12 protein-coding genes and 1 other annotated feature are annotated in these 13,916 nt (G+C 42.8%); of the genes, 9 read left to right on the top strand and 3 right to left on the bottom strand.

Features of this window, described 5'->3' with window-relative positions; translation table 11 throughout:
* Positions 1–7: 7 nt before the first annotated feature.
* From QNI29_RS15405 to QNI29_RS15375, 7 genes are all read left to right on the top strand, one after another.
* Entirely contained in the window at positions 8–826 is an 819-nt protein-coding gene (locus tag QNI29_RS15405; RefSeq protein ID WP_231417366.1) for a cytochrome c biogenesis protein, read from the top strand.
* Between the two features lie 21 nt (positions 827–847).
* Positions 848–1,777: a hydroxymethylbilane synthase gene (hemC, locus tag QNI29_RS15400; RefSeq protein WP_231417365.1), complete on the top strand. Its 930-nt coding sequence runs from the start codon at positions 848–850 to the stop codon at positions 1,775–1,777.
* On the top strand, positions 1,777–2,556 hold the full coding sequence (locus tag QNI29_RS15395; RefSeq protein WP_231417364.1) for a uroporphyrinogen-III synthase: 780 nt from the start codon (positions 1,777–1,779) through the stop codon (positions 2,554–2,556). Before hemC ends, QNI29_RS15395 begins: the two co-directional genes overlap by 1 nt.
* Positions 2,556–3,536 (top strand): porphobilinogen synthase, encoded by a 981-nt coding sequence (gene hemB / locus QNI29_RS15390; RefSeq protein WP_231417363.1) that lies wholly within the window; start codon positions 2,556–2,558, stop codon positions 3,534–3,536. Before QNI29_RS15395 ends, hemB begins: the two co-directional genes overlap by 1 nt.
* Before the next feature lie 21 nt (positions 3,537–3,557).
* Entirely contained in the window at positions 3,558–4,841 is a 1,284-nt protein-coding gene (gene hemL / locus QNI29_RS15385) for a glutamate-1-semialdehyde 2,1-aminomutase (protein WP_231417607.1), read from the top strand.
* Between the two features lie 152 nt (positions 4,842–4,993).
* Positions 4,994–6,010 (top strand): stage VI sporulation protein D, encoded by a 1,017-nt coding sequence (gene spoVID / locus QNI29_RS15380; RefSeq protein ID WP_231417362.1) that lies wholly within the window; start codon positions 4,994–4,996, stop codon positions 6,008–6,010.
* Between the two features lie 98 nt (positions 6,011–6,108).
* Complete coding sequence (locus QNI29_RS15375) at positions 6,109–7,128, top strand: phosphotransferase (RefSeq protein ID WP_231417361.1); 1,020 nt, start codon at positions 6,109–6,111, stop codon at positions 7,126–7,128.
* Here the strand turns inward: QNI29_RS15375 and QNI29_RS15370 are convergent.
* Positions 7,125–7,313 (bottom strand): hypothetical protein, encoded by a 189-nt coding sequence (locus QNI29_RS15370; protein WP_231417360.1) that lies wholly within the window; start codon positions 7,311–7,313, stop codon positions 7,125–7,127. The genes QNI29_RS15375 and QNI29_RS15370 overlap by 4 nt on opposite strands.
* 131 nt (positions 7,314–7,444) lie before the next feature.
* Positions 7,445–7,669, top strand: a binding site (T-box leader).
* 66 nt (positions 7,670–7,735) lie between these two features.
* Here QNI29_RS15370 and QNI29_RS15365 point away from each other — a divergent pair.
* Positions 7,736–10,378, top strand: coding sequence for a valine--tRNA ligase (locus QNI29_RS15365; RefSeq protein WP_231417359.1), 2,643 nt, complete (start codon positions 7,736–7,738; stop codon positions 10,376–10,378).
* Positions 10,379–10,401: 23 nt separating this feature from the next.
* On the opposite strand, the gene QNI29_RS15360 is transcribed toward QNI29_RS15365, so the two are convergent.
* Positions 10,402–11,265, bottom strand: a complete 864-nt coding sequence (locus QNI29_RS15360; protein ID WP_231417358.1) for an ATP-grasp domain-containing protein — start codon at positions 11,263–11,265, stop codon at positions 10,402–10,404.
* Positions 11,262–12,170 (bottom strand): ATP-grasp domain-containing protein, encoded by a 909-nt coding sequence (locus tag QNI29_RS15355; protein WP_231417357.1) that lies wholly within the window; start codon positions 12,168–12,170, stop codon positions 11,262–11,264. The genes QNI29_RS15360 and QNI29_RS15355 overlap by 4 nt, the downstream gene beginning before the upstream one ends.
* 379 nt (positions 12,171–12,549) lie before the next feature.
* Here QNI29_RS15355 and QNI29_RS15350 point away from each other — a divergent pair, with 379 nt between their 5' ends.
* On the top strand, positions 12,550–13,812 hold the full coding sequence (locus QNI29_RS15350) for a bifunctional folylpolyglutamate synthase/dihydrofolate synthase (RefSeq protein WP_231417356.1): 1,263 nt from the start codon (positions 12,550–12,552) through the stop codon (positions 13,810–13,812).
* Positions 13,813–13,916 lie beyond the last annotated feature (104 nt).

Genomic DNA, 13,916 nt, shown 5'->3' with positions numbered 1-13,916 from the left:
TTTCCTTATGTTCGATCTTAAATGGTTATATGAACTAATTATTGTGATATATTGCCTGAGTTTAATCGGGTATTTTATAGATTTTATTCAAAATAACCGGAAGGCAAACCGCGCTGCCTTCTGGTTACTTTCTATGGTTTGGGTTTTACAAACCTTTTTTTTATTAGGACAAACGTTATTAGAATCCCATTTTCCAATTGTGACCATCTATGATGGCTTATACTTTTACGCATGGATCTTAGTGACCTTTTCACTTATACTGAATCGCCTCTTTCGGGTTGATTTCTTTATCTTCTTCACGAATGTATTAGGGTTCTTTATGATGATGCTTCATATCTTTACCCGGGCTCAGTATGACGCTACGGAAAAGGCGATGCGGTTGGTTAGCGAGTTGTTGGCAACGCACATTACGTTAGCGATCATCTCCTATGGATTTTTTACATTTTCTTGTATTTTCTCATTCATGTACTTATTACAATATCGACTGCTCAAGGAAAAGAAGTGGAATAAAAGATTGCTACGCTTAGGTGATTTAGGGAAACTGGATACGTTTTCTTATGTAGCTGTTATACTTGGAGTGCCGCTCTTATTAATAGCTATTATTCTAGGGCTCGTATGGGGATATACGTCAGGGGACGAATTCTACTGGTATGATTCTAAAACATTAGGTTCGTTTGTGATGTTACTTATTTATCTTGTCTATTTATTCCTTCGAGTTGTAAAAGGGTATCAAGGCCGAACGATGGCTTTTTATAACACAGGAGCTTTTCTATTCTTATTAGTGAATTTCTTCTTGTTTAGCTCCCTATCAAATTTTCACTTTTAAATGTTGTCAGGAGGAACTGTTATGCGCAAAATCGTAATCGGAAGCAGAAAGAGCCAATTGGCTTTAACCCAGACCGATTGGGTTATTGAGAAATTAAAAGAGATTGCACCAGAAAATGAATACGAAGTGAAAAAGATTGTGACCAAAGGGGACCAAATCTTAGACGTTACCCTCTCTAAGGTCGGTGGCAAAGGCTTATTTGTTAAAGAAATTGAGCAAGCTATGTATGACAAAGAAATTGATATGGCTGTTCACAGTATGAAGGACATGCCAGCTGAAACGCCTGAAGGGCTAACGATTGGATGTATCCCGATTCGTGAAGACCACCGTGATGCTTATATCGCCAATGATAATGTAGCCTTTCGCGATCTTCCTGAAGGGTCAATAGTTGGGACAAGTAGTCTGCGTCGTGCTGCCCAAGTGCTAGCAGCAAGACCCGACTTACAGATCAAGTCCATTCGAGGCAATATTGATACGCGACTACGTAAGTTAAAAGAAGAAGATTTCGATGCGATCGTCCTTGCTACAGCAGGTCTTAAACGTATGGGTTGGTCTGATGATGTCATCACTGAATATTTAGAGCCAGATGTTTGTGTGCCGGCTGTTGGCCAAGGGGCACTTGCGATTGAATGCCGGGAAGACGATCAGGAAATCCGTGATCTAATGGATCAGCTGAATCACGCTTATACTCACCGTACGGTTATGGCTGAGCGTACTTTCTTAGATTTATTAAATGGGGGCTGCCAGGTTCCGATTGGCGGTTACGCTTACTTAGAAGGAGACGACATTATCCTAACGGCTATGGTCGGTACTCCAGATGGGGAAACGATCCTAAAAGAAGAAGTTCGCGGTCAGGACCCTTATGAAGTTGGGCGAGAAGCAGCAGATAAGATCAAAGCCCGCGGTGGAGCGGAGATTATTGAGACTGTAAGAGAAGAGCTCGATCAGTAATGGATCCTTTAAAAGGGAGAAAGATTCTTGTAACACGAGCTTCGGAGCAAGCGGCTTCTTTTACAAGGTGTATTGAACAAAAGAGCGGGATTTCAATCGAAATTCCGCTTCTTTATTTTACAAGTGTTCCCTCTGAGGAGAATAGAAGAGTATTAGAGCGCCTACACACGTTTAACTGGCTTCTATTTACGAGTTCGAACGGCGTTCATTTTTTTATGGAGTTATGTGAGCGTTACCATATTCCAAAGCATGCCTTTAAAGATAAGCAGATTGCGACAGTAGGAATGAAAACAGCCAAGGCATTAGCTGATTATGATCTGAGTCCCCATTTCATGCCTGATACATATACAGGGGAAGCGCTCGGTGCGGCTTTCTTACAAGAAAAGGGCAGTGGACCAGTTTTAGTTGTTCAGGGTAATTTAGCCCGTCAGAAGGTCGTTGAGATCATTCAACCCTACTATGATGTAGAAACAGCAATTATGTATGAGACGCGTGTAAATGTTAAAATGGAAGAGGCTTTAAATAAAGCAATACAAAACAATCAATTAGATGCCTTAACCTTTACGAGCCCTTCAACTGTACAAGCTTTTACCCAACTTCTTAAACCTTCCTTGTTCGAGCATGTGCGCTCGACATTGTGCCTGTGTATTGGTTCCACTACAGAGAAGGAAGCTGAACAAGCTGGGTTTACTCGGCGATGCGTACCCGAGCATCAAACGGTGGAGGGCATGTGTGAAGCGCTAGAGAGATATTTTCATGAGAAAGGAATAGATGATTAATGAAAGACTTACAGTTTAAACGTCATCGTCGTCTTCGTACAACTGAATCCATGCGTTCATTAGTACGTGAGACCCATTTAAATAAAGAGGATTTAATTTTTCCGATATTTGTAGTAGAAGGGGAAAACATAAAGAATGAAGTATCCTCGATGCCAGGTGTGTATCAAGTTTCCCTGGATTATTTAACGGCTGAGATGCAAGAATTAGAAGACTTAGGCATTCGTTCTGTCATTCTTTTTGGGGTACCCCATGAAAAAGATGAGACAGGCTCACAAGCCTATTGCGAAACAGGCATTGTTCAAAAAGCGATCCGTCAGGTCAAAGAAGATGTGCCAAGTTTAACGGTTGTAGCGGATACATGTCTTTGCCAGTACACAGACCACGGACATTGCGGTGTCGTGCGTGATGGAGAAATTGTGAATGATGAATCTCTTGAACTAATTGTAGAAACGGCAGTGAGTCAAGCGAAAGCTGGCGCAGATATCATTGCTCCTTCTAATATGATGGATGGATTTGTTGCTGCCATTCGCCGCGGATTAGATGAAGCTGGATTCGTAAATACACCTATTATGTCTTATGCAGTGAAATATGCTTCTTCATTTTACGGACCGTTCCGTGATGCGGCTCATAGCTCGCCTCAATTTGGCGATCGTCGTGCGTACCAAATGGATCCCGCTAATCGTCTTGAGGCCATTCGTGAGGCTCAGTCTGATGTGGAAGAAGGAGCAGACTTCCTTATTGTGAAGCCAGCGCTTGCCTATTTGGATATCATGAGAGAAGTAAAGGACCGCTATCCTTTACCTGTAGTGGCCTATAACGTAAGTGGAGAATATTCCATGATTAAAGCGGCTGCACAGAATGGTTGGGTCAATGAAAAAGAAATCGTACTAGAAAAGTTAACATCAATGAAACGAGCAGGAGCAGATTTAATTATTACGTATTTTGCTAAAGACGTTGCTCGTTACTTGTCTGAATCATAAATCGAAAAAGGAGTTGTCATGATGCGTGAGATGAATCAATCGAAGGAAGCATACCAGAAGGCCGTGCAGTATATGCCGGGTGGAGTCAATTCCCCAGTCCGTGCCTCTAAATCAGTTGGCATGGATCCAATCTTCATGGAAAAGGGGAAAGGCTCTAAAATCTACGATATTGATGGCAATGAGTACATTGATTATGTCCTTAGTTACGGTCCATTAATCTTAGGCCACGCCGATGAGAACGTGGTTTCAAGATTAAAAGAGATCACTGATCTTGGGACAAGTTTCGGAGCCCCTACTAAGCTTGAAAATGACTTGGCAGAACTCGTTATTGACCGTGTACCGTCTATTGAAATGGTGCGTATGGTGAACTCTGGAACAGAGGCTACTATGAGTGCTCTTCGTTTAGCCAGAGGCTATACAGGTAAAAATAAAATCCTTAAATTCGAAGGAAACTATCATGGACACGGGGATTCCTTGCTGATTAAAGCAGGATCTGGAGTGGCGACACTTGGTTTACCAGACTCTCCTGGCGTTCCAGAAGGCATTGCTAAGAACACCATTACGGTCCCTTACAATGACGTTGAGAGCCTTCGCTATGCTTTTAACGAATTCGGTGATGATATTGCCGGTGTTATTGTTGAACCGGTCTCCGGAAATATGGGTGTAGTCCCTCCTAATGAAGGGTTCCTGCAAGAGCTTAGAACGATTACAGAAGACCATGGTTCCTTGCTAATCTTTGATGAAGTGATGACAGGGTTCCGCGTGGATTATAACTGTGCCCAAGGGTACTATGGTGTGACACCTGATTTAACTTGTCTTGGAAAAGTAATTGGTGGAGGCCTGCCTGTAGGCGCCTATGGCGGTAAGAAAGAAATCATGGAGATGATTGCGCCGACTGGTCCGATTTATCAAGCGGGTACATTATCAGGAAACCCTCTTGCTATGGCAGCAGGTTTTGAAACATTAAATGCGTTAACAGAAACCTCTTATCAGGAAATTAATAAGAAGGTAGATCGTTTAGTAGAAGGGTTTGAAGAGGCTGCGGAAGCTTATAACATTCCTCTTACGGTCAACCGCGCAGGTTCGATGGTCGCTTTCTTCTTTAATGAGGGAGAGGTTACCAATTACGATACGGCGAAGAAATCAAACACAGATCGTTTCGCTCAGTATTACCGTGCGATGATTGAAGAAGGCATCTATTTACCTCCTTCCCAATTTGAAGGGATGTTCTTATCCACGAAGCACACCGATGAAGATATTGAGAAAACAATCGAAGCAACGAAGAAAGCTTTTGCTTCATTATAGGCATAAAATCGACCCCCTCATCATGTATTAGGATGAGGGGGTTTTTCTCTGTAAAAGCGCGATTAGGCATAATTTTTTCTTCCCTCTCATATATCTAGAATGACATAGGCGCTCGAAAGGTCATGCGTGTACATTGAAGGGAGGAGAAGCGCTTGACATATGAAGAACAAAACGTGTTTAGCTTTCACTTAAATGAATCTCTTTGGTTTAAAAGAGGACAGGAAGTAGAAGAGTTTATGGGCATTTCTCTTGAGCCGGATATATCGATTCAGGAGTATGGAGATACCGTTTCAATTAGGGGTGTCATCGAACTTGGTGGTGAGTATTTCCGCTCTTCTGAAGAAGGGGAAGAAGAGGAGAATCAAATACTTTCCTTACGGGATCATGCTTCTAAGCGGACTATTGAGAATGTAGACATCCATGATGATGGTGTGAGTGAATTCTATCACCGGTTCCCGGTTGAGATCTCGATTCCTAAAAGCCGGATTCAATCGATGGATGATGTGACTGTAAGCATTGATTCTTTTGATTACGAACTACCAGAGAAAGGTCAATTAAAATTAAATGCTACCGTCGCTATCCATGGAGTGAGTGAAGAATCACGATATGAAGAAGTGGTAGAAGAGTCGTATGAAGAGGTCGATACCCAACCTTTCAACTTTGATGTGACCTATCAGGAGGAAGAGGAAGAAGTTCTTGAGATGGATTCACGCGAAGAAGAGGTTGAAGAAGTGGTAGCTGAGGTAGAGGAACAAGATCATGCCAAGGATGCTGGTGAGCTTGAAGAGCAAGAGGGCGGTCGCTGGAAGTATAAGCAAACCCAGACCCTTTCTGAATTCTTTGGCAAGGTGGATGAGCAAGCTCAAGAAAATGAAGAGGAATCTGAGGAAAGTATGGAAAGCTATGAGTTTGAAGAGTCTTCAGAAGAATCCTCAGAGGAAAGTCGTGAGGAAGAAGCGCCTCAGGATGCTCGTTATCTAACATCTATGTTTGAGCGTCACGATGAATCCTACGCCAAAATGAGAATGTGTATTGTTCAAGAAGATGATACATTAGGCTCGATTGCCCATAAATACAAAATACCTCCAACTCACCTGAGTCGTGTGAATAATTTAGGAGACGAGGATGTAAGTGCTGGGCAGATCCTCTATATACCAGCTAAAGCTTAATGAGAGAAAATCTTAAAAATCCTGCAACGTCATTCGTTGCAGGATTTTATATAGGTGGTTATTTAAATGTTCGTTAAGGCGAAGGGAGTGAACCAAAGATGAATCAGGAAGTGGTGGATGTATTATCGTTTTATGGATTAACGGCTTATGAAATGGAACAATACTCAGATAAAGTTACGAAAGCCTATACCCCAGTAGGTCCCGTAGCTGTGAAACGTTCAGAAATGGATGAGCGTACGCTCCATCATTGGCTTGAAACGTATCGACAAATTGAAAATTATCAATTTCAACACGTTATGCCTTTATATATGGCAGCTAATAAAGAACTTTATGTATCCTATGGGGATCATATTTATTATGTGATGCCCTGGATGGATACGCCGAATCGTGATACCCCGCCTTATCCATTTGAGCAGCTCTATAGGACGATTGGAAAAATGCATAAGCGTACACTCCATACAGAAGTGGTGAAACGGGAAGATTATGAAGAGAGAATGAACAATCGGAAGACTCAGCTGCAGCAGTATAGGGAGTCACTAGCGAAGTGGGTGCAGACATTTGAAGAGCATCACTACATGTCCCCTGTTGAATTACAGATCTGCACGCATTACAGAGATCTTGATAAAGTGTGCGAGATCAGTATGGACTGGTGTGATCGTTTCTTAGATGATTTAGAAGAAGATAAACAGGTCCGGACAGCCCTGATCCATGGGAATGTGAAGCCGAGTCATTTTCTTTATGATGATTCAAAGCCCTATCTATTAAACTGGGAGCGTTCCAAAACGTATTATCCTGCCTATGACATTACAACGTATTTCTATCACGTTCTTCGTTATCATGATGCTCCTGTCGATCAGCTTATCTCGACGTTTTCTTATTATGAAGAACAACTTCCACTTTTAAATAGTGAGAGGTGCTTATTGGCTCTGTTTCTATTGAATCCAGAGTCTTATATTCGACAAATTGAATCATATGTAAACGACTCCCAGGCGATCGGGCAGCCGTTTCTTGTACAAAAGTTTGAGCGTTCTTACTATGTTCTTCGCCATGCCTTAGATGTTCAGGAACAAATCGAGCAGGCGCGTTTGTATCAGGAAGAACAAGCAGAGAATGGCTAAATCCACTCAAGATGAAAAGCGAAATACAAACCAATCATGATTCCGAGTAGGAAAACATCAAAGGTTGTTGGAAAGAGAAGCGTCCGCACGAGTTGGAAGAAGGCGATCGGCAACACGCAGCGCTCAATGATGATTAACCATTGTCGGCACCAGGGTGGGAGCTTGTAACGATAAAAACGTGCCACAGGGCATAACCTCCTTTATTGCTTTTCATTAGTATATGTCCCCACAGGCTGTCAGTGTGACTGAAAAACTTTACTAAATAGGTTGACTTAACAGATGGAATGTGGATAAAATAACAAGTACAAGAAAATCGATAAATGCCGTGAAGGGGAAGAGTATGAAACGCAAGCCTTTCAGAGAGGAAATCATTCGCTGAGAGATTTCCAGGTCCTTGCGCTCAGAAGGTCGCCCCAGATGCTGTCTCTTTGAAACCGATAGTAGAAGAGGCCGGAGAATACTCCGTTATGTAAGAAGTGTATAGATGACAGGAGTCGTCTATAAAATAAAGGTGGTACCGCGAATCCATTTCGTCCTTTTCTAAGGATGAAATGGATTTTTTTGTGCACATTCCCTTTCCGGTATAGGCGATAAAGGAGGAACTCGTATGGAGAATCATGAAGTATCTCTTCCAACGAAATATGACCCAAATGCGATTGAGAAAGGTCGCTATGATTATTGGGTAGATGGCAAATTTTTTGAAGCAAAAGATGACAAAACGAAAGAACCGTTCACGGTCGTAATCCCGCCCCCAAACGTAACAGGTAAATTACACCTTGGCCACGCATGGGATACCACCTTACAAGACATCATTACACGTGTAAAACGTATGCAAGGCTATGATGTGTTATGGCTTCCGGGTATGGACCATGCTGGTATTGCGACACAGGCTAAAGTAGAAGCAAAGCTAAAAGAACAAGGTACCTCTCGCTATGACCTTGGTCGTGAGAAATTCCTTGAGAAGTCTTGGGAATGGAAAGAAGAGTATGCGACCTTTATCCGTAAGCAATGGGAAAAGCTTGGTCTTGGCTTAGACTATTCTCGCGAGCGTTTCACATTAGACAATGGCCTTTCGGATGCTGTTCGTGAAGTGTTCGTAACGCTTTATGAGAAAGATTATATCTATCGCGGCGAATATATTATCAACTGGGACCCGACGACCAAAACGGCCCTATCTGACATTGAAGTCATCTATCAGGATGTTCAAGGGCATTTCTACCACATGAAATATCCGTTAGCGGACGGATCAGGCCATATCGAAATTGCTACAACGCGTCCTGAAACGATGCTTGGAGATACAGCGGTTGCGGTTCACCCTGAAGATGATCGTTATAAGCACCTAATTGGGAAGAAAGTTACGCTTCCAATCGTAGGTCGCGAAATCGAAATCGTAGGCGATGACTATGTGGACATGGAATTTGGTAGCGGAGCGGTAAAAATTACACCTGCTCACGATCCAAATGACTTTGAAATTGGAAATCGTCACAATCTAGAACGTATTCTTGTTATGAATGAAGATGGATCGATGAACGAGAATGCCAGCAAGTATCAAGGCATGGATCGTTTCGAGTGTCGTAAGCAACTTGTGAAAGATCTTCAAGAGGACGGAATCTTATTCGAAATTGAAGAGCATATGCATTCTGTTGGACACTCAGAGCGTAGTGGCGCGGTAGTGGAACCATACTTATCTACACAGTGGTTTGTGAACATGCAGCCACTAGCTGAAGAAGCAATCAAGCTTCAAGAAGGTAATGACAAAGTTAATTTCGTTCCAGATCGTTTCGAGAAAACGTACTTGAACTGGATGGAAAACATTCGTGACTGGTGTATTTCCCGTCAACTATGGTGGGGCCACCGTATTCCGGCCTGGTACCATAAAGAAACTGGTGAGGTATACGTAGGTCTTGAAGAACCAGAAGACATTGAGAACTGGGAACAAGATGAAGATGTTCTTGATACATGGTTCTCCTCTGCATTATGGCCTTTCTCAACAATGGGCTGGCCTGATGAAGAGAACGAAGATTACAAACGTTACTTCCCAACAGATGTTCTTGTAACAGGGTATGACATTATCTTCTTCTGGGTTTCTCGTATGATCTTCCAATCCATTGAGTTTACAGAACGTCGCCCATTCAAAGACGTTCTTATCCACGGCCTTGTGCGTGATGCGGAAGGACGTAAGATGAGTAAATCCCTTGGCAACGGTGTTGATCCAATGGATGTCATTGACAAATACGGTGCAGACTCCTTACGTTACTTCTTAGCAACAGGTTCAACTCCAGGCCAGGACCTTCGTTTCCAATGGGAAAAAGTAGAGTCTACGTGGAACTTTGCGAATAAGATTTGGAACGCTTCCCGTTTTGCTCTGATGAATATGGACGGCATTACGTATGAAGAAATCGACCTTACAGGTGAGAAATCTGTAGCGGATCACTGGATCTTAACTCGCTTGAATGAAACCGTTGAGCAAGTAACGCGAAACGTAGATAAATATGAGTTTGGTGAAGCAGGACGTCACCTTTATAACTTTATCTGGGATGACTTCTGTGATTGGTATATTGAAATGGCGAAGCTTCCACTATACGGAGAGGACGAAGCGAAGAAGAAAACCACTCGCTCAATCCTTGCGTACGTATTAGATAACACAATGCGCATGCTTCATCCATTCATGCCATTTATCACAGAGGAAATCTGGCAAGCACTTCCGACTAAGGGCGAGTCCATAACGGTAGCAAGCTGGCCTGAGAAACGCGAGGATCTTCACCATGAAGAGGCTTCTGAGCAAATGAAACAGCTAGTAGCCATCATTCGCTCTGTTCGTAACATCCGCGCTGAAGTAGACACACCAATGTCTAAACAAATTCAGCTGATGATTAAAGCGAACACAGAAGAGATCGCGAACCAGTTAGAAGAGAACCGTCATTATTTAGATCGTTTCTGTAACCCAAGCGAGCTTATCATTGATGCGAACCTGACTGCACCTGACAAAGCAATGTCAGCCGTTATCACAGGTGCTGAACTGTATCTGCCGCTTGAAGGCTTGATCGATATTGAAGAAGAAATTGCTCGTCTGAAAAAAGAACGCGAGAAGTGGGATTCTGAAGTACAGCTTGTACAGAAGAAGCTCTCAAACGATAAATTCGTAAACAAAGCTCCTGAACACATTGTTCAAGCTGAGCGTGATAAAGAACAGGACTATATCGACAAACGCGATAAAGTTGATGCTCGTATTAAAGAACTACAGTCCTAATGAAAAAACTCCGTCTAGCTAAGCTAGACGGAGTTTTTTAGTACATGGGCGATATGATTCATATATTTCTCCACAATGTTAATGGAGCTCTTTGCACTTAGCGTTCGGCTGCCAACCACATCTTCGATTTCATTCAATAAGAGATTGCCTTCTTCATCAAATAAGAAGTCAATCCCGACCATCCCAAATGAAAAAAGCTTCATAATCCGGTGTATGTGATTCTTTTCTTCGTCTGATAATGAATACAGTCTGGCAGATCCTCCGAGTGTATAGTTGGCCTTAAAGTCAGAGTTACTTTCTCGCAGAATAGCTGCTACAATCTCATCTCCCACGACAAATACGCGTAAGTCCTTCCCGAGTACAGGAGCTGGTTGTTGAAGGATCAGGTTATGCTCTTTAAGGCGATCGGCGAGCTCTGTGGCACGCTTTATTGAATCGATCCAATGAACATCTCTCCCTCCTCTTGAATCAACCCTTTTAACGATGTATGGGTAAGGGAGTGGAGGATTCGCTGGCGGGAAATCAGCTCCCTTTATAAAGAACGTATCCATCATCGGAATAGAGTGAGGGGCCAGATACTGGTGGGTTTTCGCTTTATCGTTACAGATTTCACTAATTCTAGAAGAATTGAACGTTTCTATCCCGCATGCTTCTAATTGTAGAGTAAGCATTGGATCGATTGTTCTTATGATGGCGAACGATGGCAAAGGAACGTCTTTACCTTGAAAGAGCACAACAGAATTTCCGTTCTTTACGCCTATAGTTAAGTCTTCTTTCGATACGAAAGTGAGGTCGAGTCCCGCGCAAGTAGCCTCTTCCATCATCCAATCGATGAAAGACTTGTTGCGACGGGCGTCCTGTCCTGCATAGATGAGCCATCCATTCATAGTGCTTGATTTCCTTTCTTTGAGAGGCGCTCTATAACATAGTCCATCATTGCGTCGGCTACATTAATGCCTGTGCATTCATAGATGTTTCGAATTTGAGCATTGCCATTCACTTCGCAAATAACCGGCTGTTCGTCTTCATCATATAGAAGGTCTACTCCGCAAAAAGCGGTTCCAATCGCCTTACTTGCTCTGATCGCAAGCTCTTCCTCTGCTTGTGAAGGAGTGTAAGGTTCCATCTTCCCGCCCGTAGTTATGTTAGCCCTAAAATCATTCTCCGAGTACCGAAGCATAGAAGCCACCACTTTCTCTCCGACTACGTTAAGACGCACGTCCCGTCCATAACTAGCCGAGATGAACTCTTGCAGAAGGAAGGGTCGATTGTGAATTTCTTTTACCTTCTCTATCATTTCATCTTTCGTATGTACAAGATAAACCTGCTCACCAAAAGATCCATACGCTTCTTTTATAATAAGAGGAAAACCTAATTTCTCTCCCTCATCGATCAGATGGTTCAGATTAAGATCATCTGTTTTTATAAAGATCTTAGGCCCTAAAATGGTTTGCGGTATAGGAAGCCTTGCAGAAGCTAACTGTTGGTACATCAAGCCTTTATGATCACAGGCCTCGATGGAAGCGGCTGAATTAAAGACAGGAATCCCCATTGCCTCTAGCTGACGCGCAAGCAAGATATCTTTGTCGCCAAATATAACAAAATCAGGGCGCTCTTTTAGAGAGACCCCGGTAATGTCCATACCATGACTAGAAAGGGTACTCAGCAGTTCTTGATTCTGATAAATGTCCATTGAAACACCCTTACCCTGCGCAGCCTCTTGTATCAGCTTAGCGTAACCTAGAAATTTAGGGCTTCTCAAATGCCCGTTATAAACGATCCATCCGTGCATAGAATCACTCCTTTATGTGATGAGTTGTGTAGTGGGTGTATCCCCGTTATAAGGTAGCTTTTATAAAGTATAACGTTGCCAAATCATAGTAGGCGGCGAGTGATCTCACCCCTCCTTAAGGAGGGGCCGTTAGTAAAATTAAGGAAGGGATTGCCCGGGGACTGCGAGACTCCCGCGGGGTAAGGAGCCTAGGGGAGACACCACAGAGAGCAATAGCGATCGAGGAGGCTCCCCAGCTCCCCGCAGGAAAGCGAGTTGTCCCCGGGCAAGCCCAAGCACTCATCAAAAGCAGGCGGCCCCATCCTAAACTTACTATAGGAACTGTTTTTGGAACCTATCCTATTATAGGATAAAATAAAGATGGAATGGAGGTACATATATGTTTACGACGATGAAACAAATCGAAAAATTTTTTAATGACCGAAAAGGGTTAGGAATTAAACCCGGGTTTAACCGAATGTATAAAATGCTCGAGGCATTGAACAATCCTCATAAAGATATAAAAGCCGTACACATCGCTGGGACAAATGGGAAAGGGTCAACGCTTGCGTTTATGAAGCAGGCCTTAATGGACCAGGGCTTTAGAGTAAGTAGTTTTGTATCGCCATCATTTAAGACGATTCGGGAACACATCTTTCTTCAAAACGAACCCATATCAGAAACTCGTTTTATCCATTATATCAATAGCCTGTACCCTGTTGTGAAGGAAATGGATGAACATGAGGATGGTCCGTCTGAGTTTGAACTTCTTGTTATGGTGGCGATTCTCTTTTCTCGTGACTATGCAACAATTAGTTTATTTGAAGCTGGAATGGGAGGGAAGGGCGATTCTACAAATGTCCTCGAACCGATCCTTAGTATCATTACAATGATTGACCTGGACCATACAGCTTTTCTTGGGGATACAATAGAAGCCATAACATCTGAAAAGGCTGGGATTATTAAAGTAGAAACGCCTGTTGTTTCCGGTGTGACGCAAGAAGAAGCGAAGCAGATTGTGAAAGATACGGCTGCAAAGAAGAATGCGCCCCTTTATCAATGGGGAGAGGTATTTACAATCAAGGAGATAGGAGAAGCATATTCATTTATCTCTGAGTGGGATGAAATAGATGAGGTCCGTGTCGCTCTCCCTGGGAAGCACCAGCAGAAAAATAGTAGTTTGGCTTTAATGGGGCTATCACTTATGGAAGGGGTACATATCGATCAGGCAGTGAGGTCGTTTAGGGATGTGGAGTATGAAGGAAGATTTGAAACGGTTTCGAGTAATCCCACCATTATTATTGACGGAGCGCATAATGTAACAGGGGCTGAGTCGCTAATTTATACAGTTCGTAAGTTGTATCCGGATAAGAAGAGAACGTTGTTATACAGTGCTCTACGGGATAAGCCCCTGGCTGAAATGATCCCTTTATTAGAAGAGGCTTTTGATAGAGTCGTATTCACGACCTTTGATCATGCAAGATCCTCTAGCCCTGAATACCTCGCATCGTTCTCTACAAGTTCAAATCCTGAAATAGCTTCAGATTGGAAGGCGTATATAAATAACAGATGGGATCCTTCTAAGGAAGAGGTTCTAGTTATCGCCGGGTCCCTCTATTGGATCCCGTGGGTTAAAGAATTTATCCAAAAAATTTCTGAATAGATGAGCATAACTATTCAGAAATTTTTGAACAAATAGGTGTTCTGTGCTAAGATAAAAGTATTAGTATTTACTAAATATTACCTTAAATAAGGCTAGCGATAAAC

The sequence above is a fragment of the Pontibacillus chungwhensis genome, from assembly GCF_030166655.1.
In the GTDB taxonomy this organism is placed as follows: domain Bacteria; phylum Bacillota; class Bacilli; order Bacillales; family BH030062; genus Pontibacillus.
This window is presented reverse-complemented; position numbering and strand designations above follow the sequence as displayed.